Source organism: Enterobacter cloacae complex sp. P29RS (assembly GCF_014893445.1).
In the GTDB taxonomy this organism is placed as follows: Bacteria; Pseudomonadota; Gammaproteobacteria; order Enterobacterales; family Enterobacteriaceae; genus Enterobacter; species Enterobacter intestinihominis.
In genome coordinates this window covers 1-24525 of sequence record NZ_JADBPZ010000014.1, presented here as the reverse complement: position 1 = coordinate 24525, position 24525 = coordinate 1, and the positions used below count along the sequence as shown (strand labels likewise).

Below are 24525 nucleotides of genomic sequence, written 5' to 3'. Positions count from 1 at the left end.
GATTTTGTGTTTTGGTTTAGCAAAAGGAAGAATAAATGGAACAACTTGATGTTGTAGACAGCATCAATCACGCGGGTAACTGGCTGGTGCGCAACCAGGCGCTACTGCTGAGCTACGCTGTGAATATTGTTGCCGCTATTGCCATCATCATTGTCGGGATGATCGTGGCGCGTATCGTATCGAACGCGGTCAACCGGGTGATGGTTGCACGACACATTGACGCCACGGTCGCCGATTTCCTCTCCGCGCTGGTGCGTTACGGCATCATCGCCTTTACGCTGATTGCGGCGCTGGGGCGTGTCGGCGTGCAGACGGCATCCGTCATCGCTGTGCTCGGTGCTGCCGGTCTGGCCATTGGTCTGGCATTACAGGGTTCGCTGTCGAACCTGGCGGCGGGCGTACTGCTGGTAACCTTCCGTCCGTTCCGTTCCGGTGAATACGTGGATTTAGGCGGGATCGCGGGTACCGTGTTGCAGGTACAGATTTTCTCTACCACTCTGCGTACTGTCGACGGTCGTATTGTGGTGGTACCGAACGGGAAAATCATTGCCGGCAATATCATTAACTTCTCCCGCGAGCCGGTGCGTCGTAACGAGCTGATCATCAGCGTGGCGTACGATTCCGATATCGATCAGGTGAAGTCTCTGATTACCAACATCATTGCTTCAGATGACCGTATTCTGAAGGACCGCGAGCAGACCGTTCGTCTGAATGAACTGGGCGCATCATCCATTAATTTTGTGGTGCGCATCTGGAGCAAAAGCAGCGATCTGCAAAACGTATACTGGGATGTGCTGGAGCGCATTAAGCGTGACTTCGATGCTAACGGCATCAGCTTCCCGTACCCGCAGATGGACGTAAACGTCAAAAAAGTCAAAGAAGCAGAGTAACGTCTCCGTAGGCCCGGTAAGCGTCAGCGACACCGGGCTTTTCTTTTATTAGCCCCGCTAATCCCCAATTAATATTATCCATTTCCTCTAATGTCGTTCCCGCAGTATAGTCTGCCCCAGGACAACTCTGCGAGAATTACGTTATGTTATCTTACTATTTTCAAGGGCTTGCGTTAGGTGCGGCCATGATCCTTCCCCTTGGTCCACAAAATGCGTTCGTGATGAATCAGGGTATCCGCCGTCAGTACCATCTAATGATTGCCTTGCTGTGCGCGGTGAGCGATCTGCTGCTGATTTGCGCCGGGATTTTTGGCGGCAGCGCCCTGTTGATGCAGTCGCCGTGGCTGCTGGCGCTGGTTACCTGGGGCGGCGTAGCGTTTCTGCTGTGGTACGGGTTTGGCGCCCTGAAAACGGCCATGAGCAGCAATCTTGAGCTGGCGAGCGCCGAAGTGATGAAGCAAGGGCGCTGGAAGATTATCGTCACCATGCTCGCCGTGACATGGCTTAACCCGCACGTTTATCTTGATACGTTCGTGGTGCTCGGCAGCCTGGGTGGACAGCTGGACGTTGAGCCGAAACGCTGGTTTGCGCTCGGTACGGTCAGCGCCTCCTTCCTCTGGTTCTTTGGTCTTGCGATCCTGGCGGCGTGGCTGGCGCCACGACTGCGTACCGCCAAAGCGCAGCGCATTATCAATACCCTGGTGGGGCTGGTGATGTGGTTTATTGCCTTCCAGCTGGCGAAAGAGGGCATTCATCACGTACAGGGATTGTTCAACTAAGCGTTGTCTTATGGACATCTGAACAAGACCCGCTAAGCTTGCTGGCATGAGCCCTGTTAACAGGGCACTCTTCGCAACATGGAGGAATGACAGTGAAGTTTAAGGTGATGGCCCTGGCGGCATTAGTAAGTTTAGGTGCGGTGTCGGTGCAGGCGAATGAACTGCCAAACGGCCCGCACATTGTCACTTCAGGTACGGCAAGCGTGGATGCGGTACCGGATGTTGCAACCCTGGCAATTGAAGTGAACGTGGCGGCGAAAGATGCTGCTTCCGCCAAGAAACAGGCAGACGATCGTGTTGCGCAATACCTCTCTTTCCTGGAACAGAACGGTGTCGCGAAAAAAGACATCAGCTCTGCGAACCTGCGTACTCAACCGGATTACGATTACCAGAACGGCAAAAGCATCCTGAAAGGCTATCGCGCCGTGCGTACTGTAGAAGTGACCGTGCGCCAGCTTGATAAGCTCAACGGATTGCTGGATGGTGCGCTGAAGGCAGGGCTGAACGAAATTCGTTCCGTCTCGCTGGGCGTTGCGCAACCGGAGAAGTATAAAGACGAAGCGCGTAAAGCGGCGATTGATGATGCCATTCATCAGGCACAGCAGCTGGCATCCGGCTTCAAGAGCAAGCTCGGTCCGGTTTACAGCGTGCGTTACCACGTCTCAAACTACCAGCCAAGCCCGATGGTGCGGATGATGAAAGCGGACGCCGCGCCGGTTTCTGCTCAGGAAACCTACGAGCAGCCAACCATTCAGTTCGACGATCAGGTTGATGTGGTGTTCCAGCTGGAGCCGACTGAAAAGCCAGCTCAGTAACCCGTAGGCCGGGTAAGGCGAAGCCGCCACCCGGCTTGTTTTTCAATCCTGTCTTAACACCTTATGCCCAAACGCCAGCAGCGCGTCGGTGACGTTGCGCATCATGCGGCTTTCCGGAGCAAAACGGTGCCAGTACAACATCCGGCGCTGATACAGCCCCGGAGTTAAATCAATCAGCTCACCGCTTTTCAACTCTTTCTCAATCTGCAGATGCGGGATCATGCAGCAGGTGGTTCCCTGACGTGCAAGCTGCACAAAGGCTTCGGACGAGTTAACGATATGACACGGCACGCTGCCCGGCGGCAGATCGAAGTTTTGCTGCAGGAAGGCCTGATGCATATCGTCCAGATGGTCGAACGCGACGGCAGGGGCTTTTAGCAGCGCGGCGCGGGTCACACCGTTCGGGAAATAGCGCTCGGCAAAGGCTTTTGAACCGACGAAGAGGTAATCCAGCGCGCCCAACTGATCCACCAGACAGCTTGGCAGCGCCTGAGGCTGAATACTGACGGCACCAACCACTTCGCCGCGACGCAGGCGTTCCTGGGTGCGGGTTTCATCTTCAACCTGGAGATTCAGGCGGATAGGGGAGTCGGCCAGCACCGGCGCAAGGGCCGGCAGCAGCCAGGTTGCCAGACTGTCGGCGTTCACCGCCAGCGACAGCAGCAGCGGCGTGGAGCCGGTCTGTTCATCGCCCAGCCACTCGTCTTCCAGCAGTTCAACCTGGCGCAGCAGGGCGAGGAGCTTTTGTCCTTGCTCCGTTGGACGCGGCGGTACGGTACGCACCAGCAGCGGCTGCCCGAACATGTTTTCAAGCTGTTTGATACGCTGTGATACGGCGGACTGGGTGATGCACAGCTTTTGCGCCGCGCGCTCAAAACCGCGTTCACGAATAACTGCATCAAGTGCCTGTAGTGTTCTGTAGTCCGGACGTTTCATTGCTCTGGCTGACTCCTTAATTTTGCTTAATCTGCACTATGACACAATTTTCCCTTCGTGGCAGACGAAATCCATTCGACGTGTTCTATAATGCGCCCTGAGTTTTCACACCACAGGCAAAACGATCATGACGCAGGATGAACTGAAAAAAGCAGTAGGATGGGCCGCTCTCCAGTACGTACAGCCGGGTACCATTGTCGGTGTTGGTACGGGATCGACGGCGGCGCACTTTATCGATGCGCTGGGCACGATGAAGGGGCAAATCGAGGGCGCGGTTTCGAGCTCCGATGCTTCCACGGAAAAGCTGAAAAGCCTCGGCATCACTGTTTTCGACCTCAACGAAGTGGACCGTCTGGGCATTTACGTTGATGGCGCGGATGAAATCAACGGCCACATGCAGATGATCAAAGGCGGTGGCGCGGCGCTGACCCGTGAAAAAATCATTGCCTCCGTGGCGGATAAGTTCATCTGCATCGCCGACGCCTCCAAGCAGGTCGACATTCTGGGGAGTTTCCCGCTGCCGGTCGAAGTGATCCCGATGGCGCGCAGTGCCGTGGCACGTCAACTGGTGAAGCTGGGTGGTCGTCCGGAATACCGTCAGGGTGTGGTGACCGACAACGGCAACGTGATCCTCGACGTTCACGGCCTTGAGATCCTCGATGCCATTGCGCTGGAAAATGCGATCAACGGCATTCCGGGCGTCGTTACCGTAGGGTTATTTGCCAACCGTGGCGCGGACGTGGCGCTGATCGGCACGGCTGACGGTGTAAAAACCATCGTAAAATGATCTGACGGGGGGAGCGCTCCCCCCGCTAAAAAATTTTGAAAAGCTAAATTCGGTGACTTGTGTCACGTTTTTCCGCCTCTTTTGCCGATCCTTCCGCGTTTGTAAATTTCCATAGCATTTTCCTCTGTCATTTTGCTCTGTATGACTTTTCTTCAGAGTGCCGACGCAAACGTTCATATTGCTGCAATAGTTTTTTTTGATATGTTGGCTGCACGGGATTTATATCCAGCACAACATCAGTTCAGATAAAAACAGGGTCGGGTAAATGGCAAAGGTATCACTGGAGAAAGACAAGATTAAATTCCTGCTGGTTGAAGGCGTGCACCAGAAAGCGCTCGATAGCCTTCGCGCTGCAGGTTACACCAACATCGAATTTCACAAAGGCGCGCTGGATACTGAAGAGCTGAAAGCGTCCATCCGTGATGCCCATTTCATTGGCCTGCGATCCCGTACCCAACTGACTGAAGACGTTATTGCTGCGGCGGAAAAGCTGGTGGCGATTGGCTGTTTCTGTATCGGTACCAACCAGGTTGATCTGAATGCTGCCGCAAAACGCGGTATCCCGGTCTTTAACGCCCCGTTCTCCAACACCCGTTCCGTGGCGGAGCTGGTGATTGGCGAGCTGCTGCTACTCCTTCGCGGTATTCCGGAAGCTAACGCCAAAGCGCACCGCGGCGTGTGGAATAAACTGGCCGCGGGCTCCTACGAAGCGCGTGGTAAAAAACTCGGGATTATTGGTTACGGCCACATCGGTACGCAGCTTGGTATTCTGGCGGAATCCCTTGGCATGCACGTGTTTTTCTACGATATCGAAAACAAACTGCCGCTGGGTAACGCGACGCAGGTGCAGCATCTTTCTGACCTGCTGAACATGAGCGACGTGGTCAGCCTGCACGTGCCGGAAAATGCGTCCACAAAAAACATGATGGGAGCGGAAGAGCTGGCGCTGATGAAGCCGGGCTCACTGCTGATCAACGCCGCGCGCGGTACAGTGGTCGATATTCCTGCGCTGTGCGATGCGCTGAAGCGTAAGCATCTGGCGGGTGCGGCGATTGACGTGTTCCCGACGGAACCGGCCACCAACAGCGATCCGTTCACCTCTCCGCTGTGCGAGTTCGACAACGTGATCCTGACGCCGCACATCGGCGGTTCTACTCAGGAAGCGCAGGAGAATATCGGCCTGGAAGTGGCGGGCAAGCTGAGCAAATATTCCGACAACGGTTCAACGCTCTCTGCGGTGAACTTCCCGGAAGTGTCTCTGCCGCTACACGGCGGGCGTCGTCTGCTGCACATTCACGAAAACCGTCCGGGCGTGCTGACTGCTATCAACCAGATCTTTGCCGAACAGGGCGTCAACATTGCCGCGCAGTATCTGCAAACGAACGCGCAGATGGGTTATGTGGTGATTGATATTGAAGCGGATGAAGACATTGCCGAGAAAGCATTGCAGAGCATGAAGGCCATTCCGGGGACGATTCGCGCGCGTCTGCTGTACTGATAGTGCGGTCTGTGGTGTCGGGTGGCGCTTACGCTTACCCGACCTACAATGTTCGTGCGGTCTGTGTGTCGGGTGGCGCTCACGCTTACCCGACCTACAATGTTCGTGCGGTCTGTGTGTCGGGTGGCGCTTACGCTTACCCGACCTACAATGTTCGTGCGGTCTGTGTGTCGGGTGGCGCTTACGCTTACCCGACCTACAATGTTCGTGCGGTCTGTGGTGTCGGGTGGCGCTCACGCTTACCCGACCTACAATGTTCGTGCGGTCTGTGTGTCGGGTGGCGCTCACGCTTACCCGACCTACAACGGTCGTGCGGTCTGTGTGTCGGGTGGCGCTTACGCTTACCCGACCTACAATGTTCGTGCGGTCTGTGTGTCGGGTGGCGCTTACGCTTACCCGACCTACAAAGTTCGAGGATTTATGTAGGCCGGGTAAGGCGTAGCCGCCACCCGGCTTTGTTCTACCAGGTCCAGGTTTTACTGGGCGTCACCACCGCCGGTAACGGCACATCCCATTTCTCTACGGGTAATGCCTCCACGCCCTGACAATCATGCGCATAGCCCACCGGCTGCAATCCGTACTGCTGCCAGTTTTGTAGCGTTCTGTCGTAAAAACCACCGCCCATTCCCAGGCGCTGTCCCTGCTCGTCAAACGCCACCAGCGGCGTAATCAGCACATCCAGTTCAGATAGCGGCAGCACATCGCGCACGTCGAGTTTGGGTTCGGTGATTTTCAGACGATTCACCACCAGCTCGCTGTGCGGATGGTAGTGCAGAAACAGCAGATTGCCCCGGCTAAAGGGATGCAGCACCGGCAGATAAACTTTTTTCCCGGCGCGCCAGAGCTGGTCGATAAGCGGTTGGGTATCCAGCTCACCATCAAACGAAAGAAACAGGGCGACGGTGTTTGCCATCACCACAGGCGGATAGGCCATCATACGGGCGGCAGCCTGCTGGGCAAACTGTGTCTGTTGTTCGGCGCTTAAGGCACGACGACGCTGGCGAATGAGCTGACGGATATCCTGGCGTGAAGCAGAAACTTCAGGGAATTGAGTCATGGTAGTTGGTAGAAGAAGAGAGAGGGAATCTCCGAGATGCCGCCGCAGGCTGTAACCCTTGAACCCTTGGTTCAAGGTGAATGTGTCGTCATAGTTTTAAGGCTTCTCGGACGGACCGAGCATGCTCACCAACCATGGAGCGCCACATTCTTGTGGTATGAAATATCGGCTCAGGGGACTGGCCCGCTTGCAAACATCTCAGAGAAATTTTGTCTTCACAGTTACTCTACCATAGTCAACTGAGAAGTGTTATTCAAACTTTGGTCCCGGTCTTTCAGGACTGCGACCTTGATCAAGCAATGCCTGTTCAATGGTCTGCTGGAGCATTTTAATGCGCTGCTCCATGCTTGCCGCGTAATCGCGGGTCTTCGCTTTTTCCTGAGTCAGTTCATAGCTGATGTTCAACGCGGCGATGAAAACCAGCTGCTCAGTATTTGTGACTCTAGTGCGTTCTTTTAGATCTTGCAACCGCTGATTCAAATCGTCCGCAGCCTGATTCAAAGCATCCCTTTGTTCAGGCGGACAATTCACTCGCAGTGAACGGCCAAAAATCTGGAGATCGACGGGTTGTGCAGACATGCCACCTTCCTGCTGATTGACTGCGCTGCCTTCGCTTACTGCCCCGGGGGCTGCGAAGGGGCGACACTATAGCTACCCTGATGTGAAGATACAAGCCCTTTTCTGGTATCACCAGGGTCCAAAGTGGTAGCATATCATGAATATCCTCCCTTTGATGACGAATGCGTATGTCTATACAGAACGAAATGCCTGGTTACAAGGATTTAAACCAGTTACTGAACCAGCAGGGAGTCGGTCTAACCCCTGCCGAAATGCACGGTCTGATCAGCGGCATACTGTGCGGCGGAAACAGCGACAGCTCATGGCAGCCGCTGATCCACGACCTCACCAACGAAGGGCTGGCGTTTGGCCACGAACTGGCGGAAGCGCTGCGTAAAATGCACGCCGCAACCAGCGATTCCCTGGAAGACGATGGCTTTCTTTTTCAGCTTTATCTGCCTGAAGGCGACGATGTCAGCGTCTTCGATCGCGCTGATGCGCTCGCGGGTTGGGTAAACCACTATCTGCTTGGCCTGGGCGTAACCCAGCCTAAACTGGATAAAGTGACCGGCGAAGCGGGTGAAGCGATCGACGATCTGCGTAACATCGCCCAGCTCGGCTACGATGAAGACGAAGACCAGGAAGAGCTGGAGATGTCTCTCGAAGAGATCATCGAGTACGTGCGCGTGGCGTCTCTGCTGTGCCACGACAACTTTACGCGCTCGCAGCCGACCGCGCCGGAAGTTCGCAAGCCAACATTACACTAAGAAAAATAACGCACAGGAGGGTGTCATGGTTATCTCCAGTCAAGAGTATTCTCGCCGTCGTCAGGCGCTGCTGGCAAAAATGCAGCCGGGAAGCGCTGCCCTGATTTTCGCCGCGCCGGAAGTGACGCGCAGCGCCGACAGCGAATACCCCTATCGCCAGAGCAGTGATTTCTGGTACTTCACCGGGTTTAACGAGCCGGAAGCGGTACTGGTGCTGATTAAAAGCAATGACACCCACAACCACAGCGTGATTTTCAACCGCGTTCGCGATCTGACTGCGGAAATCTGGTTTGGCCGCCGCTTAGGTCAGGAGGCGGCGCCGGAAAAACTGGGCGTGGACCGCGCGCTGGCCTACAGCGAAATCAACCAGCAGCTCTATCAACTGCTCAACGGCCTGGACGTGCTGTACCACGCGCAGGGTGAATACGCCTATGCGGATGAGATTGTTTTCACTGCGCTGGATAAGCTGCGTAAAGGCTCACGTCAGAATTTGTCTGCACCCGCAACCCTGACAGACTGGCGACCGGTGGTGCATGAGATGCGCCTGTTTAAGTCTGAAGAAGAGCTGAACGTGATGCGCCGCGCGGGCGAAATCAGCGCCCTGGCGCATACCCGCGCCATGGAAAAGTGCCGTCCCGGTATGTTCGAGTACCAGCTTGAAGGGGAAATTCACCATGAATTTAACCGTCACGGCGCGCGCTTCCCGTCCTATAACACCATCGTAGGCGGCGGGGAAAACGGCTGCATTCTGCACTACACCGAAAACGAAAGTGAACTGCGCGACGGCGATCTGGTGCTGATTGACGCCGGCTGTGAATATCAGGGTTACGCGGGCGACATCACCCGTACCTTCCCGGTGAACGGTAAATTCACCCCAGCGCAGCGTGAAATCTATGACATCGTGCTTGAGTCTCTGGAGACCGCGCTGACGCTGTTCCGCCCTGGCACCTCCATCCAGGAGGTTACGGGCGAGGTGGTGCGCATCATGATTACCGGGCTGGTGAAGGTTGGCATTCTGAAAGGCGATGTGGACACCCTTATAACCGAAAACGCCCATCGCCCGTACTTTATGCATGGCCTGAGCCACTGGCTGGGGCTGGATGTGCATGACGTGGGGGCATACGGTCCGGAACGTTCGCGCGTGCTGGAGCCTGGCATGGTGCTGACCGTTGAGCCGGGGCTGTACATCGCGCCGGATGCCGACGTGCCGGAACAGTACCGCGGTATCGGCATTCGTATTGAAGATGACATCGTCATTACAGAAACCGGTAACGAAAACCTGACCGCGACCGTGGTGAAAAAAGCCGACGACATCGAGGCGCTGATGGCGGCGGCACGCGGATGAGCGTAATCATCGTTGGCGGAGGCATGACCGGCGCTACTCTGGCGTTGGCTATTTCGCAGTTAACCCAGGGCCAGCTTCCGGTGCATCTGGTTGAGGCGGTCGCGCCGCAGGCGACCGATCATCCCGGTTTCGACGCCCGCGCTATCGCGCTGGCGCAGGGAACCTGTCAGCAGCTTGCGCGTATTGGGATCTGGCAGGTGATAGCGGATTGCGCAACGGCGATCGGCACCGTTCACGTCAGCGATCGCGGGCACGCCGGGTTTGTGACGCTGGATGCCCACGATTACCGGATCGAGGCGCTGGGGCAGGTTGTCGAGCTGCATGACGTAGGGCTGCGGCTGTTCCGTCTGTTACAGGACGCGCCTGGCGTCACGCTGCACTGTCCGGCGCGCGTCGCCAGCTTTAGCCGCCGTGACGAAGCCGTCAGCGTGACGCTGGACAACGGCACCACGCTGGAGGGGGAACTGCTGGTGGCGGCGGATGGTTCACGCTCCGCGATCGCCACGCAGTGCGGCGTCGAATTGCGCTCTGAACCCTATGGGCAGGTGGCGGTCATCGCTAACGTCTCTACGGCTGGCACGCATAACGGCAGGGCATTTGAGCGCTTCACGGAGCACGGCCCGCTGGCCATGCTGCCGATGTCGAACGGGCGCTGCTCGCTGGTGTGGTGCCATGCGCAGGACCGGGCCGATGAGGTTCTCTCCTGGTCCGACGAACGTTTTAGTTCCGAGCTGCAAAAAGCCTTCGGCTGGCGGCTTGGGCGTATCACCCAGGCCGGAAAACGCGTGGCCTATCCGCTCGCGCTGACGACCGCATCGCAGACTGTCTCCCATCGCGTCGCTCTGGTCGGCAACGCCGCGCAGACGCTGCACCCCATCGCCGGGCAAGGCTTTAACCTTGGCCTGCGCGACGTGATGAGCCTGGCTGAGCTACTGGCGCAGACGTGGAGCGAACAACAGGATTGTGGCGCATACTCAGTGCTGAGCCATTACCAGAAACGACGTCAGGCGGACAAAGCGGCGACCATTGGCGTTACCGACGGTTTAGTCCACCTGTTTGCCAATCGCTGGGCACCGCTGGTTGCGGGTCGCAACCTTGGGCTGATGGCGATGGAACTGTTCATTCCGGCACGTGACGTGCTGGCGCAGCGGACCCTGGGTTGGGTCGCGCGTTAAGGAGTAATCACCGTGCAAAATGTTGATGTCGCCATTGTCGGCGGCGGAATGGTAGGACTGGCGCTGGCCTGTGGTTTACAGGGCAGCGGCCTGCGCGTGGCGGTGCTTGAGCAAAATGCGCCGCAGCCTGTGGCGCAGGATGCACCGCCGGAGCTGCGCGTCTCGGCGATCAATGCCGCCAGCGAAAAGCTACTGACGCACCTTGGCGTCTGGTCTGAAATCGTGGCGCTGCGTGCCAGCTGTTACCATGGCATGGAAGTGTGGGATAAAGACAGCTTCGGCCATATCGCGTTTGACGATGAAAGCATGGGCTACAGCCACCTTGGGCACATCGTTGAAAACGCGGTGATCCACCACGCGCTGTGGCAAAAAGCGCAGCAGTGCAGCGACGTCACGCTGATCGCACCGGCGAAACTTCAGCAGGTGGCGTGGGGCGAAAACGACGCGTTTATCACTCTTGAAAGCGGCGATATGCTGACCGCGCGGCTGGTAGTGGGTGCCGACGGCGCCAATTCCTGGCTGCGTAACAAAGCGGATATTCCGCTGACCTTCTGGGATTACCGTCATCACGCCCTGGTTGCCACAATCCGCACCGAAGAGCCGCATGGTGGCGTGGCGCGCCAGATTTTCCACAATGATGGCATTCTGGCCTTCCTGCCGCTTGCTGATCCGCATCTCTGCTCCATCGTCTGGTCTTTAGAGCCGGAGAAAGCGCAGCAGATGCAGGAGGCGACGCCGGACGCCTTTAATCAGGCGCTATGCGTGGCGTTTGATAACCGTCTGGGCCTGTGCACGCTTGAAAGCGAACGCCAGGCGTTTCCGTTAACCGGTCGCTACGCGCGTCAGTTTGCGGCGCACCGTCTGGCGTTGGTGGGGGATGCGGCGCATACGATTCATCCGCTGGCCGGGCAGGGGGTGAACCTCGGCTTTATGGACGCGGCCGAGCTGGTTGAAGAGCTGCGTCGTCTGCATCGGGAAGGTAAAGATATTGGTCAGCATCTGTATCTGCGTCGCTACGAGCGCAGCCGCAAACACAGTGCGGCGATGATGCTGGCGGGTATGCAGGGCTTCCGCGAGCTATTTGCCGGAGCGAACCCGGCGAAAAAACTGCTGCGCGATATCGGCCTCAAACTGGCCGACACCCTTCCCGGCGTCAAACCGCAGCTTCTTCGTCAGGCAATGGGCCTTAACGATCTTCCCGACTGGTTACGTTAATCTCGATCCCCGTCACACTTTATTTTCCCGGCCTTCGCGCCGGGGAAATCTCCTCGTTTGAAATAATCTAATTTCACGTTATTTTTCGCATTAGAAAATCTAATCTTACTATTTTTATGTTACGGAAATTCGGCCCGTTTTTCCGCACGAAATATCACCATCTGCTAAATCCTGTTAGCTCGATGTTAATTTTATGCGGGTTTAATCGCATTTTACCAGTGAATAACTCTGTAGGCTTTTCAGCGATTTTTGGTCATAAGCTAATGTGATGACCCGTTTTACCTTATGGTTAACCGCCGGTTTCGGTGGTAAGTTCAGGTAAAAGAGAACGTTTGCGTCGGCCCCCGATCGCGAGGTCGACACCGGGTTTCACGGTGAATTTTTCAACGAGGAAAAGATGGCTCAACAGACTCCTTTGTACGAACAGCACGTGTTATGCGGCGCCCGCATGGTGGACTTCCACGGCTGGATGATGCCGCTGCACTACGGCTCGCAGATTGATGAGCACCACGCGGTGCGCACCGATGCCGGTATGTTCGACGTGTCTCATATGACGATTGTCGACCTGCGCGGAAGCCGCACCCGGGAGTTTTTGCGTTATCTGTTGGCAAACGACGTCGCCAAACTAAAAACGCCGGGCAAAGCGCTCTATACCGGCATGCTCAATGCCTCTGGCGGCGTGATTGACGACCTCATCGTCTACTACTTCACCGAAGATTTCTTCCGCCTCGTTGTAAACTCCGCCACCCGCGAAAAAGACCTCTCCTGGATTTCCCAACACGCTGAACCTTACGCCATCGACATCACCGTTCGTGACGATCTGTCGCTGATTGCGGTGCAGGGGCCAAACGCCCAGGCGAAAGCCGCGTCTCTGTTTAGCGACGAGCAGCGCAAAGCAACCGAAGGCATGAAGCCGTTCTTCGGCGTGCAGGCGGGGGATCTGTTTATCGCCACCACCGGCTACACCGGTGAAGCGGGCTACGAAATTGCAATGCCAAACGAAAAGGCCGCCGATTTCTGGCGTGCGCTGGTGGAGGCGGGTGTGAAGCCTGCGGGCCTGGGCGCGCGCGATACGCTGCGTCTGGAAGCGGGGATGAACCTCTACGGTCAGGAGATGGACGAAGGCGTCTCACCGCTGGCGGCCAACATGGGCTGGACCATCGCGTGGGAACCGGCTGACCGTGATTTTATTGGCCGTGAAGCGCTGGAGATGCAGCGCGAGAAGGGCACTGAACAGCTGGTTGGCCTGGTGATGAAAGAAAAAGGCGTTCTGCGCGGCGAGCTGCCGGTGCGCTTCACCGATGCCGATGGCAATCATCGCGAAGGCGTGATCACCAGCGGAACGTTCTCCCCGACGCTCGGCTACAGTATTGCACTGGCACGCGTGCCAGCGGGGATTGGCGAAACGGCGGTGGTGCAGATCCGCAACCGCGAAATGCCGGTCAACGTGACCAAACCGATTTTTGTTCGCGCCGGTAAGCCGGTCGCCTAACTATTTTTATCAGGAGAACTTCAATGAGCAATGTGCCAGCAGAACTGAAATACAGCAAAGAACACGAGTGGCTGCGCAAAGAGGCGGACGGCACTTACACCGTTGGGATCACCGAGCACGCGCAGGAACTGCTGGGCGACATGGTGTTTGTTGACCTGCCGGAAGTGGGCGCAACCGTGAGCGCAGGCGACGACTGTGCGGTGGCGGAATCCGTTAAAGCGGCCTCTGACATCTACGCTCCGGTGAGCGGTGAAATTGTTGCCGTGAACGACGCGCTGAGCGACTCCCCGGAGCTGGTGAACAGCGAGCCTTATGAAGGCGGCTGGATCTTTAAGATCAAAGCCAGCGACGAAGCGCAGGTTGCCGCGCTGCTGGATGCGACCGCGTACGAAGCACTACTGGAAGACGAATAACGTTGTGCCGGATGGCGCTGCGCTTATCCGGCCTACAGATCTACGTAGGCCCGGTAAGCGTTAGCGCCACCGGGCAACAGCGTTACAGATAATTACGATTCACTGCACGTTTCAGGAACCATCGCTCATGACACAGACTTTAAGCCAGCTTGAAAACCGTGGCGCCTTCATTGAACGTCACATTGGGCCGGATGCTCAGCAACAGCAGGAGATGCTGAAGACAGTTGGCGCGGATTCATTAAACGCACTGATCGGCCAGATCGTGCCAAAAGACATCCAGCTTGCCACGCCGCCGCAGGTAGGCGAGTCCACGACGGAGTTCGCCGCGCTGGCGGAGCTGAAGGCCATCGCCGGCCTTAACAAGCGCTATAAGTCTTACATCGGCATGGGCTACACCAACGTGCAATTACCGCCGGTGATCCTGCGTAACATGCTGGAAAACCCGGGCTGGTACACCGCTTACACCCCGTATCAGCCAGAAGTCTCCCAGGGCCGTCTGGAAGCGCTGCTGAACTTCCAGCAGGTGACGCTGGATCTGACCGGTATGGATATCGCCTCTGCCTCGCTGCTGGATGAAGCCACTGCCGCCGCTGAAGCGATGGCGATGGCGAAGCGCGTGAGCAAGCTGAAAAACGCCAACCGCTTCTTCGTCGCGGCGGACGTGCATCCCCAGACGCTGGACGTGGTGCGCACCCGTGCGGAAACCTTCGGCTTTGAGGTGATTGTCGACGACGCTGACAAAGTGCTGGATCACCAGGACGTCTTCGGCGTGCTGTTACAGCAGGTGGGCACCACCGGGGAAGTGCATGATTACAGCGCGCTGATCGCCGAGCTCAAATCCCGTAAGGTTATTGTTAGCGTCGCCGCAGATTTTATGGCGCTGGTGCTGCTGACGGCGCCGGGTAAACAGGGCGCGGATATTGTCTTCGGCTCAGCGCAACGCTTCGGCGTGCCGATGGGCTACGGCGGCCCGCACGCGGCGTTCTTTGGCGCGAAAGATGAATTTAAACGTTCCATGCCAGGCCGTATTATCGGCGTATCGAAAGATGCCGCCGGTAACACCGCGCTGCGCATGGCGATGCAGACCCGCGAGCAGCATATCCGCCGCGAGAAAGCGAACTCCAACATCTGTACCTCGCAGGTGCTGCTGGCTAACATTGCCAGCTTATACGCGGTGTTCCACGGTCCGGCTGGCCTGAAACGCATTGCCAGCCGCATCCACCGTCTGGCCGATATCCTGGCCTGCGGTCTGCAACAGAAAGGTCTCAGACTGCGTCATGAGCACTACTTCGACACCCTCTGCGTCGAGGTGGCAGACAAAGCGGCCGTGCTGGCGCGCGCCGAGGCAGCACAAATCAACCTGCGCAGCGACATTCACAATGCGGTCGGTATTACGCTGGACGAAAGCACCACCCGTGACGATATCCTGACCCTGTTCAACGTATTGCTGGGTGACGCACAGGGTCTGGACGTTGATACGCTCGACAAAGAGGTTGCGCTCGACAGCCGCTCCATTCAGGAAAGCATGCTGCGCGACGACGCGATCCTGACTCACCCGGTGTTCAACCGCTATCACAGCGAAACCGAGATGATGCGTTACATGCACTCTCTGGAACGTAAAGATCTGGCGCTGAACCAGGCGATGATCCCGCTGGGCTCCTGCACCATGAAGCTGAACGCCGCGGCTGAGATGATCCCAATCACCTGGCCTGAATTCTCCGAGCTGCACCCGTTCTGCCCGGCTGAGCAGGCGGAAGGTTATCACATGATGATCAACCAGCTCTCCGACTGGCTGGTGAAGCTGACCGGGTACGACGCGCTCTGCATGCAGCCGAACTCCGGTGCGCAGGGTGAATACGCCGGTCTGCTGGCGATCCGTCACTATCACGAAAGCCGCAACGAAGGCCACCGCGATATCTGTCTGATCCCAAGCTCTGCCCACGGTACCAACCCGGCTTCTGCCCAGATGGCAGGAATGGAAGTGGTGGTTGTGGCGTGCGACAAAAACGGCAACATCGATCTGGCCGACCTGCGCGCCAAAGCAGAGCAGGCAGGCGACAAACTCTCCTGCATCATGGTGACCTACCCGTCCACCCACGGCGTGTACGAAGAAACGATCCGTGAAGTATGTGAAGTGGTGCATCAGTTCGGCGGCCAGGTTTACCTCGACGGTGCGAACATGAACGCCCAGGTGGGCATCACCTCTCCGGGCTTTATTGGCGCGGACGTGTCGCACCTCAACCTGCATAAAACGTTCTGCATTCCGCACGGCGGCGGCGGCCCGGGCATGGGCCCAATCGGCGTCAAAGCGCACCTGGCACCGTTTGTGCCAGGCCATAGCGTGGTGCAGATTGAAGGCATGCTGACCCGTCAGGGCGCGGTCTCCGCGGCACCGTTCGGCAGCGCCTCTATCCTGCCAATCAGCTGGATGTACATCCGCATGATGGGCGCGGAAGGGCTCAAGCAGGCCAGCCAGGTGGCGATCCTCAACGCCAACTACATCGCAACACGTCTGAAAGACGCCTATCCGGTGCTCTACACCGGCCGCGATGGTCGCGTGGCGCACGAATGCATCCTCGATATTCGTCCTCTGAAAGAAGAGACGGGCATCAGCGAGCTGGATATTGCCAAGCGCCTGATCGACTACGGCTTCCACGCGCCAACCATGTCCTTCCCGGTTGCAGGAACGCTGATGGTTGAGCCGACCGAGTCTGAAAGCAAGGTGGAGCTGGATCGCTTTATCGACGCGATGCTGGCGATCCGCAGCGAAATCGACCGCGTGAAAGGCGGGGAATGGACGCTGGAAGATAACCCCCTGGTTAACGCGCCGCATACCCAGAACGAACTGGTGGCAGAGTGGAACCACGGTTATACCCGCGAGCTGGCTGTCTTCCCGGCAGGTGTGGCAAACAAATATTGGCCAACCGTGAAACGTCTTGATGATGTTTACGGCGACCGTAACCTGTTCTGCTCCTGCGTACCGATGAGCGAATACCAGTAACGTTGTTCCTGTAGTAACGTAGGCCGGGTAAGGCGAAGCCGCCACCCGGCTTTTTTATTGGGAGAAAAGAATGGCAATTGCATTGGTCACCGGCGCCAGCCGGGGTATTGGTAAAGCCACCGCGCTACAGCTGGCAAGCGAAGGCTACACCGTTGCGGTGAATTTTCATCACAACATCAAAGCCGCGACAGAGGTCATTAATCAGATCGTGGACGCGGGCGGTAAGGCCTTTGCCGTGCGCGCGGATATCAGCGATGAATCGCAGGTGATGGCGATGTTCGACAGCATCGATCGCGAAGGTGAGCCGCTCGCCGCGCTGGTGAACAACGCCGGGATTTTGTTTGAACAATCCTCCATCGAAAACCTCTCAGCTGAACGTATTAACCGCGTGCTGTCCACCAACGTCACTGGCTATTTTCTCTGCTGCCGTGAGGCGGTGAAGCGCATGTCGCATAAACACGGCGGCAAGGGCGGCGCGATTGTGAATGTCTCCTCGGCGGCCTCACGACTGGGCGCACCGGGGGAGTATGTGGATTATGCTGCCTCCAAAGGGGCGGTGGATTCCCTCACCACCGGCCTCGCGCTGGAGGTGGCGGCGCAGGGCATTCGCGTTAACTGCGTGCGGCCAGGCCTGATTTATACCGATATTCACGCCTCCGGCGGCGAGCCGGGGCGTGTGGATCGGGTGAAGTCGATGTTACCGATGCAGCGTGGCGGTCAGCCGGAGGAGGTCGCCCAGGCCATTTCCTGGCTGCTGAGCGACAAAGCCTCCTATGTCACCGGTAGCTTCCTGGAGCTGGCTGGCGGGAAGTAACGCTACGACGCCAGCCACAGCCGCAGACGCATTCCCCAGCCGCTGGTCCAGCCGGTGGTGATCGACTTCACTTCACCGTGAGAGATCACCACAAGCGTTGGCGTCACCTGAACGTCCCACTGACGCGCCAGTTCTCCGCTGGCGTCGTTGACCGTGGGCATCATCGCCTTCTTCTTTCTCATCCATGTTTCGAGCGTCGCGTTATCGCCTGAGCGCAGCGCAACCGACATCACGTTACCCCCGTCCGCGGCAATCGCCGCCACCGACGGCGTGGTGTAGCGGCAGACGCCGCACCATGTCGCCCAGACGTAGACCAGCAGCGGTCGCTCCTTACTCATGGCGATAAGATCGACGGGCTGACCGTCGAGGGTGTGCAGTGCCGTCGCGGAGAAATTCTGCGGCAGCGCGGGCTGGCGGAAATAGTCCACCGCCAGGCTCACGGCTACGCCAATCAGCAGCCACACGGCCAGCTCGCGCAGCAGGCGCGGAAGCTTACTTGCCACGGGCGTTTGCCAGCTGTTCTTTGACCAGCCCCTCCAGATCGTCATACGGGATTGCGCCCGCCACCATCTGGTCACCGATGATGGTCGCCGGGGTGCCCTGAATATTCAGCACCTGCGCCAGGATCAGGTTCATCTTTACGCTGTCCATAGTTTTATCATCGGTTTTAATGCTGTCCGTCCCGGTCTTCACCTGCGCGGCGGCGATGCTGGCGTCATCGTGATAGCCCTTTTTCATCATCAGCCGCTGGTGTAGTGCCCAGAATTGATCCGGCGCCTGCTGCCACGTTGAGAGCGCCGCTTTCGCGGCATTTACCGAGCTTTGTCCCTTGAACGGCAGCAGTTTGATGATGAGCTGCACGTCGGGATTATCGTGCACGATTTTCTCCAGCATTGGGTCGAACTGCTTGCAATACGGGCAGTTGTAGTCTGTGAAGGAGACGATGGTGAGCTTCGGCGATGTCGCGCCGGTTCGCGGGCTGTTGGGGTCGTTAAACAGCAGTTTTGCCAGCTGGTCGTTGGAAGCGTCATCTGACGGTGCGGCGAAACCGAACGTTGATAACGACAGCAGAAGTAAGGCAACGAAGGTTCTCATGTTATTTTCCTTTTGCATCGGACAGGGTGCTCAGCACCGCTTCGCGGCTTAACAACGCAGGCAGCACGTGGCCCTGCGGTAATCCCGGTCCGTAGATCTGGTTAAACGGCACGGCCGCGCTGCCGCGCGTGGTTAAAAACTGGCTGATGGTATCTGAGGGGCGGCTCCAGTCGCCGCGCAGGGCGACAACGTCCGGGGCGGAGAACGCATCCTGCACGTCGTCGCGCAGCAGCACGTTGTATTTATTGGCTTTACAGGTCACGCACCAGTCGGCGGTCACGTCGACGAACACCCGTTTGTTCTCCGCCAGCGCGCGGGCAATGGCCTGCTCGCTGAGCGGCTGCCAGTGAATACGATCGCGGCGGGAGCCCTCGCCGCCGGAGCCGGAAACAAACGCGACCACCCCGGCCACCAGTACAGCTAATACCCCGGCGCGCAGTGCCGTTTGCCAGCGGTAGCGCCAGGCGGTGACCAGCAGCAGCGCAAGGATCAGCAGCACGCCCAGCGTAATGACCGGCAGGCTGCCAATATGCACCGTCAGCAGGCTCAGCAGCCACAGCGATGAGCCGAGCATCATTATCCCCAGCACTATGCGTACAACGTTCATCCAGCGCCCCGGACGCGGCAACCGCAGGGCCAGCCCCGGCCAGGCCGCCACCAGCAGCCACGGCAGGCTCATGCCGATACCCATCGCCAGGAAGATCCCCCACAGCAGGGGAAGCGGCGCCGCCAGCGCGACCGAGACCGCCGTACCCAGGAACGGCGCGGTGCAGGGTGTCGCCAGCAGCGTGGCAAAAGCGCCTTGCCAGAAATGACCCGCAAGCCCGTTACCGCCGCGCGTGGCGAGGAAGGTGCTGGCGCCGGAAGGGAGACGGATTTCAAACAACCCCAGCAGGCTGGCGCTGAAAAGCACCATCACCAGCGTCATCGCACCAATAAACCACGGGTTCTGGAACTGGATCCCCCAGCCGAGTGCCTGATTGCCTAAGCGTAAAACCGTCATCATCAGCGCCAGCGCGAGGAACGAGATCACGATCCCGGCTACCGACGCAAGAAACTGTCGGCGTACCTGACCCCGCGCCTGCCGTTCGGTTTGCATCAGCGTGCCCAGCTTCATGGCCAGCACGGGCAGTACGCAGGGCATGACGTTAAGGATCAGACCGCCAGCCAGCGCCATCAGCAGCACCCAGCCTAACGAGAGTGTCGGCGCGGCGTTCCCCGGCTGAATGCTCAGGCTGGACTCCTGCGCCTGCCCGCTATCGGCCAGAACCAGCGACAGGGTTTTGCCGCTGAGGTTGGGCGCGGCCTCGCCCCAGCTGTCCGTCACGGGCACGGTGGCGACCAGCGAATCACCGCGCACGGTGAGGGCCGGTTTGCCGAAATCAACATCATCCATACCGTCGATAAACAGGGACGGCGCCTGCCAGCCTGCGTCACGCTGCGCTGTTACGGTCAGCTTGCCGGGGGTATAGGTGGCGTTAAGCGTTGAGGTCAACCCGCCGCTGAGCGGAAGGGTGCCCATGGCCCGACTGAAATCGTAATCAAAACCGGCGCCTGCGGATGCGGTCATGTTCAGTGAAAACGGGTAGTCGGTAAGAATACAGACGTTGCTACAGGTGGAGAGAGTCAGCACGCCGCTCAGGATCGTCGGGACGTCGCCCCGCAGAGTGAGGGGAAAGCTGACATCGCCGTGATAGCCCTGCGTGGTGATACCCGCGACGTCGAAACGCTGCGGCACAGGCCAGCGCCAGATCGCCTCGACGGGCTGATGCCATTTAATCGCGGGTGCGACGCCGCCTTCGCCCGGCGAGCGCCAGTAGGTTTTCCAGCCTTTTTGCAGGGCGACGTCCAGCAGCAGGCGGGTTTCGCCAGTGCTTTCAGGTTGCGCACGCAGCCTGACGCTGGCGTGCTGATTATCGGCGGCGCGCAGCCAGCCGCTGTCGGCAGCCTGGCTGAGGGGCAGCCATAGCCAAAGCAGGCAGACCAGCAGTCGCCTGAATACAGTAAACATAAATTTTCTCCGTAAATGATGAATTAACCTGAAGTAACAGGCGAAGGCTCATTCACGGAAGACGCATAATCGCAGATGCACCCTTAACCGGGGCGGGGAGATAACGCGGGGAGGCCACTGCCGTTCGCGGCGCGGTGGACTGGCTGCCAGCAACGCAAGCAGCAGGGTGACGGCAATCAGGGCGCCTTCAAACAAAACAGGCGGGACCGACATCAGCGACTTGGCGCTTAGCTCACACGGGGTTACCGGTGCGTCGGCACTCTCCTGCCCCTGCTGAACAGACTGGCTCGTGGCGGTGACGTTCATGACAAGCGCGTGCATCCCGGCCATCCGCTGGGCGGTACATATCAGTACCACCAGGCAGGCCAGGGCTACAAGCAGGATAGCGTTGCGTTGTCGCTTAATCATGTTCGCCTCAAATATTCAGGATGCCTATATTATCGGGCGAACATATTTTGGCAACGCAAAAGCTGTAAAGAAGTGTCTGGAAGATAAGCAGTTTGCCCTCTCCGCTTGCAGAGAGGGCAAGCCATTACAGCGTTTCGCCGTTGCTGGCAATGACGGTTTTATACCACTCAAAGCTCTTCTTACGGGAGCGGGACATGTCACCGGTGCCGTCGTCGTGCTTGTTGACGTAGATAAAGCCGTAGCGCTTGCTGTACTGGCCGGTGGTGAAGGAGACGCAGTCGATGCAGCCCCACGGGGTGTAGCCCATCAGATCCACACCGTCCCAGGTCACCGCCTTCATCATCTCTTCCACATGGGCGCGCAGGTAGTCGATGCGGTAGTCATCGTTGATGCTGCCGTCCTCTTCCACCTTGTCGTAGGCGCCGAAACCATTTTCCACGATAAACAGCGGCTTCTGGTAGCGCTCGTACAGTTCACACAGTGAATAACGCAGGCCCACAGGGTCAATCTGCCAGCCCCAGTCGGACGCCTTGACGTGTGGGTTCGGCACGCTGCCCTCGAAGCCGGAAATGGCATCACCGGTGCCGCCTTCCGCTTTGACCGCGTTGGTCATGTAGTAGCTGAAACCTAAGTAATCGCAGGTGCCTTCACGCAGGATCTGCTCGTCGCCTGCTTCCATTTTGATGGAGAAGCCACGGCGTTCCCACTCGTTCAGCACGTAAGACGGGTAGTAGCCGCGCAGCTGTACGTCGGTAAAGACGTAGCGCTCGCGCATGGATTCCTGAGCAAACATGACATCTTCTGGCTTGCAGGAGTATGGATAGAGCGCCACCATCGCCAGCATGCAGCCGACTTTCATCTCCGGGTTAATGCGGCGGGCGGCTTTCACCGCCAGCGCGCTGGCCACGAACTGGTGGTGCAGCACCTGGTACATGGTCTCTTCCGGGTTGTCGTGCTCGGTATAGACCACGCCAGAGCAGCAGTAGCCGAACAGCGGCGCACGCCAGTTGCGCTGGTTGTTGATTTCGTTGAAGGTCATCCAGTATTTGACCTTATTTTTGTAGCGCTCAAATACCACTTCCGAGAAGCGTACAAAGAAATCGACTACTTTACGGTTGGTCCATCCGCCGTATTCCTGAATGAGGTGCAGCGGCATTTCAAAGTGGGAGAGGGTGATCACCGGCTCGATGTTGTACTTCAGCAGTTCATCGAACATGTCGTCGTAAAACTTCAGCCCCTCTTCGTTTGGCTGAGTTTCGTCGCCTTTCGGGAAGATGCGCGTCCAGGCGATAGAGGTACGGAAACATTTGAAGCCCATCTCGGCAAACAGCTTGATGTCTTCTTTGTAATGGCCGTAAAAGTCGACGGCTTCGTGGTTCGGGTAATATTTGCCTTCAATCACTTCCTGCGTGATTTCACGCGGAACGCCGTGTGCGCCGCCGGTGAGCACGTCGCAAATGCTTGGCCCTTTGCCGCCTTTGTTCCAGCCGCCTTCAACCTGGTGCGCCGCCACCGCGCCGCCCCATAAAAAATCTTTCGGTAAAGTGAGTTTTTTCATCTTTGCTATTCTCAATTCAGGACTTAATGATTTCGAGTCTAGCAAAGCGGAAATAAATGTCACGATATAACATTTTGCGGAAATTGTAATTTGTCACATCAAAAAAACAGGATGTTTTATTCTGTTAATTTCTTCGCCAGTTTCCGGCCTAATGATTCCAGAATATAGATGACGGGAATTTGGGTGGTTATATCGTAAACGCCGCCTATGCGCGTTTGGGGGACATGCCAGGAGAGATTAAAGTCCGCCAGTTTCGCGAGACGAGAATGTTCGTGGCTGGTGACAGAGAGCACCTTGCAGCGATGCAGGCTGAACTGGCTGGCGAAGCGCAGGATTTCCTCGGTTTCTCCGGAGACGGAAAGTACAATGGCCAGTGCATTTTTAGCCATATCGTTAGTGACCGGGAAATAAGGATCGTCGATATGGTTGCTGAATTTCCCGATATTTGAAAAGAAACGTGCGCCATATTTTGCCAGCGATCCGGACGTGCCTGCGCCAACAAAAATAATTCGTTCAGATGATAAAATAATATCGACGGCTTTATCTAATAACGCATCGAACTCTTCGTTATTTACGCTTTTAAAGAAGCTGATAATTTCACTGGCACCAAAATTCGCCTGCTGCGGCTCGTTCTGCTCCAGATAGAGTTTAAAGCGCACCCGAAATTCCGAGTAGCCTTCGCAGTTGAGCTTTCGGCAGAAGCGCAGGATAGTAGTGGTAGAGACTCCCGCCGCATCCGCCAGCTCGCGGATGGTCATGTACATCACTTTGTCACGGTTCTTAATGACATAGTTGTAGACCATCATTTCCAGATTGTTGAGGCTGGCAATGGCGGAATGGCTGAACATACTCACAATGGCTAAACTCGCTGTCGGACACTATCCCTGAAGCATACCATGATGACGAAGGGTGAGAGACGGATTTATCTCCTTGATTACTCAGGTGTTAATGAAATTATTTACATCTGTGCGGTGGGTTTGGTTTGTATTTGTTTGATTTATAAAGATAAATTCTTATTGGGGATTTATTTTAGCTAACAGGTGTTCACTGGAATCATTCTCAGTTAGCATAGACTGGCGATGAATAATCATCTTTTGTTTTCCCGGAGTTAAGTATGGTGAGCAGACCATTAATCGCACAGGGATATTCGCTGGCTGAGGAAGTAGCCAACAGTATAAGCCATGGCATCGGCCTGGTGTTTGGGATTGTCGGCTTAGTATTGCTGTTGGTGCAGGCGGTAGATACCAACGCCAGCGCGATGGCCATTACCAGCTACAGCCTGTATGGCGGGAGTATGATCCTGCTTTTCCTTGCCTCAACGCTGTATCACGCTATTCCGCATCAACGGGCGAAGATATGGCTCAAGAAATTTGACCACTGCGCAATCTATCTTCTCATTGCAGGCACTTACACGCCATTTTTGCTGGTGGGGCTCAACTCACCGCTGTCGCGTGGCCTGATGATTGTAATCTGGAGCCTGGCGCTGCTGGGGATCCTGTTCAAGCTGACCATCGCGCACCGGTTCAAAGTGTTGTCACTGGTCACCTATCTGACAATGGGCTGGCTGTCGCTGATTGTGGTGTATCAGTTAGCCATTAAGCTGGCGGTGGGGGGCGTGACGCTTCTGGCGGTGGGCGGAGTGATCTACTCGCTGGGCGTGATTTTCTACGTCTGCAAGCGTATCCCGTACAACCATGCCATCTGGCACGGCTTTGTGCTGGGCGGCAGCGTGTGCCACTTTCTGGCAATTTATCTGTATGTTGGTCAGGTGTAGTTTTTTTGTAAGGTGCGGTCTGATGCCCTCACCCCGACCCTCTCCCGGTGGGCTGAGGGTTCCCCACAAATTAATGCGAGCACTGAGCAATCCCCTCGCCCCTCCGGGGAGAGGGTTAGGGTGAGGGGAACATACGG

The 24525-nt window shown here is 57.2% G+C and carries 24 protein-coding genes and 1 other RNA gene; 15 read left to right on the top strand and 10 right to left on the bottom strand.

Annotation, left to right across the window (positions count from 1 at the left end; genetic code table 11):
- The first annotated feature begins 35 nt into the window (after nucleotides 1-35).
- The 3 genes from IM282_RS12150 to IM282_RS12140 all read left to right on the top strand — a co-directional run bounded on the left by IM282_RS12150 (nucleotide 36) and on the right by IM282_RS12140 (nucleotide 2484).
- Nucleotides 36-890, top strand: coding sequence for a small-conductance mechanosensitive channel MscS (locus IM282_RS12150; RefSeq protein ID WP_022649325.1), 855 nt, complete (start codon nucleotides 36-38; stop codon nucleotides 888-890).
- A gap of 143 nt (nucleotides 891-1033) precedes the next feature.
- On the top strand, nucleotides 1034-1669 hold the full coding sequence (gene argO, locus IM282_RS12145) for an arginine exporter ArgO (RefSeq protein ID WP_003860085.1): 636 nt from the start codon (nucleotides 1034-1036) through the stop codon (nucleotides 1667-1669).
- 92 nt (nucleotides 1670-1761) lie between these two features.
- On the top strand, nucleotides 1762-2484 hold the full coding sequence (locus IM282_RS12140) for an oxidative stress defense protein (RefSeq protein ID WP_022649323.1): 723 nt from the start codon (nucleotides 1762-1764) through the stop codon (nucleotides 2482-2484).
- A gap of 42 nt (nucleotides 2485-2526) precedes the next feature.
- Here IM282_RS12140 and argP read toward each other — a convergent pair whose 3' ends face one another.
- A complete protein-coding gene (argP, locus tag IM282_RS12135; protein WP_003860089.1) occupies nucleotides 2527-3420 on the bottom strand; it encodes a DNA-binding transcriptional regulator ArgP in 894 nt (297 codons plus the stop codon).
- Nucleotides 3421-3547: 127 nt separating this feature from the next.
- Here argP and rpiA point away from each other — a divergent pair, with 127 nt between their 5' ends.
- The 3 genes from rpiA (at nucleotide 3548) to IM282_RS12120 (ending at nucleotide 6131) form a co-directional block, all read left to right on the top strand.
- On the top strand, nucleotides 3548-4207 hold the full coding sequence (rpiA, locus tag IM282_RS12130) for a ribose-5-phosphate isomerase RpiA (RefSeq protein ID WP_022649322.1): 660 nt from the start codon (nucleotides 3548-3550) through the stop codon (nucleotides 4205-4207).
- Nucleotides 4208-4472: 265 nt separating this feature from the next.
- A complete protein-coding gene (serA, locus tag IM282_RS12125) occupies nucleotides 4473-5705 on the top strand; it encodes a phosphoglycerate dehydrogenase (protein ID WP_022649321.1) in 1233 nt (410 codons plus the stop codon).
- A gap of 201 nt (nucleotides 5706-5906) precedes the next feature.
- Nucleotides 5907-6131 (top strand): hypothetical protein, encoded by a 225-nt coding sequence (locus IM282_RS12120; protein WP_192970430.1) that lies wholly within the window; start codon nucleotides 5907-5909, stop codon nucleotides 6129-6131.
- 34 nt (nucleotides 6132-6165) lie between these two features.
- Here IM282_RS12120 and IM282_RS12115 read toward each other — a convergent pair whose 3' ends face one another.
- The 3 genes from IM282_RS12115 to zapA all read right to left on the bottom strand — a co-directional run bounded on the left by IM282_RS12115 (nucleotide 6166) and on the right by zapA (nucleotide 7341).
- Entirely contained in the window at nucleotides 6166-6762 is a 597-nt protein-coding gene (locus IM282_RS12115) for a 5-formyltetrahydrofolate cyclo-ligase (RefSeq protein ID WP_038416693.1), read from the bottom strand.
- A gap of 24 nt (nucleotides 6763-6786) precedes the next feature.
- Nucleotides 6787-6970: non-coding RNA, 6S RNA (ssrS, locus tag IM282_RS12110), on the bottom strand.
- 41 nt (nucleotides 6971-7011) lie between these two features.
- A complete protein-coding gene (gene zapA, locus IM282_RS12105; RefSeq protein ID WP_003860096.1) occupies nucleotides 7012-7341 on the bottom strand; it encodes a cell division protein ZapA in 330 nt (109 codons plus the stop codon).
- A 167-nt stretch (nucleotides 7342-7508) separates the two neighbouring features.
- Between zapA and IM282_RS12100 the strand changes: the two genes are divergently transcribed.
- The 8 genes from IM282_RS12100 (at nucleotide 7509) to IM282_RS12065 (ending at nucleotide 17542) form a co-directional block, all read left to right on the top strand.
- Nucleotides 7509-8087, top strand: coding sequence for a YecA family protein (locus tag IM282_RS12100; protein WP_003860099.1), 579 nt, complete (start codon nucleotides 7509-7511; stop codon nucleotides 8085-8087).
- Between the two features lie 31 nt (nucleotides 8088-8118).
- Nucleotides 8119-9432, top strand: coding sequence for a Xaa-Pro aminopeptidase (pepP, locus tag IM282_RS12095; RefSeq protein ID WP_150312642.1), 1314 nt, complete (start codon nucleotides 8119-8121; stop codon nucleotides 9430-9432).
- On the top strand, nucleotides 9429-10607 hold the full coding sequence (gene ubiH, locus IM282_RS12090; RefSeq protein ID WP_192970429.1) for a 2-octaprenyl-6-methoxyphenyl hydroxylase: 1179 nt from the start codon (nucleotides 9429-9431) through the stop codon (nucleotides 10605-10607). The genes pepP and ubiH overlap by 4 nt, the downstream gene beginning before the upstream one ends.
- 12 nt (nucleotides 10608-10619) lie before the next feature.
- On the top strand, nucleotides 10620-11822 hold the full coding sequence (gene ubiI / locus IM282_RS12085) for an FAD-dependent 2-octaprenylphenol hydroxylase (RefSeq protein ID WP_022649317.1): 1203 nt from the start codon (nucleotides 10620-10622) through the stop codon (nucleotides 11820-11822).
- A 397-nt stretch (nucleotides 11823-12219) separates the two neighbouring features.
- Nucleotides 12220-13314: a glycine cleavage system aminomethyltransferase GcvT gene (gcvT, locus tag IM282_RS12080; RefSeq protein WP_003860107.1), complete on the top strand. Its 1095-nt coding sequence runs from the start codon at nucleotides 12220-12222 to the stop codon at nucleotides 13312-13314.
- Nucleotides 13315-13337: 23 nt separating this feature from the next.
- On the top strand, nucleotides 13338-13727 hold the full coding sequence (gcvH, locus tag IM282_RS12075) for a glycine cleavage system protein GcvH (RefSeq protein WP_006811885.1): 390 nt from the start codon (nucleotides 13338-13340) through the stop codon (nucleotides 13725-13727).
- Between the two features lie 127 nt (nucleotides 13728-13854).
- Nucleotides 13855-16728 carry an aminomethyl-transferring glycine dehydrogenase gene (gene gcvP, locus IM282_RS12070; protein WP_045308801.1) on the top strand — a complete coding sequence of 958 codons (2874 nt, stop codon included), beginning with the start codon at nucleotides 13855-13857 and terminating at the stop codon, nucleotides 16726-16728.
- Nucleotides 16729-16798: 70 nt separating this feature from the next.
- Nucleotides 16799-17542, top strand: a complete 744-nt coding sequence (locus IM282_RS12065; protein ID WP_063146839.1) for an SDR family oxidoreductase — start codon at nucleotides 16799-16801, stop codon at nucleotides 17540-17542.
- A gap of 2 nt (nucleotides 17543-17544) precedes the next feature.
- Here IM282_RS12065 and IM282_RS12060 read toward each other — a convergent pair whose 3' ends face one another.
- The 6 genes from IM282_RS12060 to IM282_RS12035 all read right to left on the bottom strand — a co-directional run bounded on the left by IM282_RS12060 (nucleotide 17545) and on the right by IM282_RS12035 (nucleotide 23462).
- The gene (locus IM282_RS12060; RefSeq protein WP_032626112.1) at nucleotides 17545-18045 is read right to left on the bottom strand and encodes a protein disulfide oxidoreductase; all 501 of its coding nucleotides are present in this window, start codon (nucleotides 18043-18045) and stop codon (nucleotides 17545-17547) included.
- A complete protein-coding gene (locus tag IM282_RS12055) occupies nucleotides 18035-18637 on the bottom strand; it encodes a DsbA family protein (RefSeq protein ID WP_023298545.1) in 603 nt (200 codons plus the stop codon). Before IM282_RS12055 ends, IM282_RS12060 begins: the two co-directional genes overlap by 11 nt.
- A 1-nt stretch (nucleotide 18638) precedes the next feature.
- Complete coding sequence (locus IM282_RS12050) at nucleotides 18639-20648, bottom strand: protein-disulfide reductase DsbD (protein ID WP_192970428.1); 2010 nt, start codon at nucleotides 20646-20648, stop codon at nucleotides 18639-18641.
- Between the two features lie 48 nt (nucleotides 20649-20696).
- Nucleotides 20697-21056: a hypothetical protein gene (locus tag IM282_RS12045; protein ID WP_022649310.1), complete on the bottom strand. Its 360-nt coding sequence runs from the start codon at nucleotides 21054-21056 to the stop codon at nucleotides 20697-20699.
- A 124-nt stretch (nucleotides 21057-21180) separates the two neighbouring features.
- A complete protein-coding gene (gene bglA / locus IM282_RS12040; RefSeq protein WP_063152119.1) occupies nucleotides 21181-22614 on the bottom strand; it encodes a 6-phospho-beta-glucosidase BglA in 1434 nt (477 codons plus the stop codon).
- Between the two features lie 116 nt (nucleotides 22615-22730).
- The gene (locus IM282_RS12035) at nucleotides 22731-23462 is read right to left on the bottom strand and encodes a MurR/RpiR family transcriptional regulator (protein WP_022649308.1); all 732 of its coding nucleotides are present in this window, start codon (nucleotides 23460-23462) and stop codon (nucleotides 22731-22733) included.
- A 266-nt stretch (nucleotides 23463-23728) separates the two neighbouring features.
- Between IM282_RS12035 and IM282_RS12030 the strand changes: the two genes are divergently transcribed.
- A complete protein-coding gene (locus IM282_RS12030; RefSeq protein ID WP_022649307.1) occupies nucleotides 23729-24388 on the top strand; it encodes a hemolysin III family protein in 660 nt (219 codons plus the stop codon).
- Nucleotides 24389-24525: the final 137 nt, after the last annotated feature.

Excerpts from the sequence above, each read along its gene's own strand:
- IM282_RS12150 (WP_022649325.1), top strand. The coding sequence starts at position 36 with ATGGAACAACTTGATGTTGTAGACAGCATCAATCACGCGGGTAACTGG.
- argO (WP_003860085.1), top strand. The coding sequence starts at position 1,034 with ATGTTATCTTACTATTTTCAAGGGCTTGCGTTAGGTGCGGCCATGATC.
- argP (WP_003860089.1), bottom strand. The coding sequence starts at position 3,420 with ATGAAACGTCCGGACTACAGAACACTACAGGCACTTGATGCAGTTATT.
- rpiA (WP_022649322.1), top strand. The coding sequence starts at position 3,548 with ATGACGCAGGATGAACTGAAAAAAGCAGTAGGATGGGCCGCTCTCCAG.
- serA (WP_022649321.1), top strand. The coding sequence starts at position 4,473 with ATGGCAAAGGTATCACTGGAGAAAGACAAGATTAAATTCCTGCTGGTT.
- IM282_RS12120 (WP_192970430.1), top strand. The coding sequence starts at position 5,907 with ATGTTCGTGCGGTCTGTGGTGTCGGGTGGCGCTCACGCTTACCCGACC.
- IM282_RS12115 (WP_038416693.1), bottom strand. The coding sequence starts at position 6,762 with ATGACTCAATTCCCTGAAGTTTCTGCTTCACGCCAGGATATCCGTCAG.
- zapA (WP_003860096.1), bottom strand. The coding sequence starts at position 7,341 with ATGTCTGCACAACCCGTCGATCTCCAGATTTTTGGCCGTTCACTGCGA.
- IM282_RS12100 (WP_003860099.1), top strand. The coding sequence starts at position 7,509 with ATGTCTATACAGAACGAAATGCCTGGTTACAAGGATTTAAACCAGTTA.
- ubiH (WP_192970429.1), top strand. The coding sequence starts at position 9,429 with ATGAGCGTAATCATCGTTGGCGGAGGCATGACCGGCGCTACTCTGGCG.
- gcvT (WP_003860107.1), top strand. The coding sequence starts at position 12,220 with ATGGCTCAACAGACTCCTTTGTACGAACAGCACGTGTTATGCGGCGCC.
- gcvH (WP_006811885.1), top strand. The coding sequence starts at position 13,338 with ATGAGCAATGTGCCAGCAGAACTGAAATACAGCAAAGAACACGAGTGG.
- gcvP (WP_045308801.1), top strand. The coding sequence starts at position 13,855 with ATGACACAGACTTTAAGCCAGCTTGAAAACCGTGGCGCCTTCATTGAA.
- IM282_RS12065 (WP_063146839.1), top strand. The coding sequence starts at position 16,799 with ATGGCAATTGCATTGGTCACCGGCGCCAGCCGGGGTATTGGTAAAGCC.
- IM282_RS12055 (WP_023298545.1), bottom strand. The coding sequence starts at position 18,637 with ATGAGAACCTTCGTTGCCTTACTTCTGCTGTCGTTATCAACGTTCGGT.
- IM282_RS12050 (WP_192970428.1), bottom strand. The coding sequence starts at position 20,648 with ATGTTTACTGTATTCAGGCGACTGCTGGTCTGCCTGCTTTGGCTATGG.
- IM282_RS12045 (WP_022649310.1), bottom strand. The coding sequence starts at position 21,056 with ATGATTAAGCGACAACGCAACGCTATCCTGCTTGTAGCCCTGGCCTGC.
- bglA (WP_063152119.1), bottom strand. The coding sequence starts at position 22,614 with ATGAAAAAACTCACTTTACCGAAAGATTTTTTATGGGGCGGCGCGGTG.
- IM282_RS12035 (WP_022649308.1), bottom strand. The coding sequence starts at position 23,462 with ATGTTCAGCCATTCCGCCATTGCCAGCCTCAACAATCTGGAAATGATG.
- IM282_RS12030 (WP_022649307.1), top strand. The coding sequence starts at position 23,729 with ATGGTGAGCAGACCATTAATCGCACAGGGATATTCGCTGGCTGAGGAA.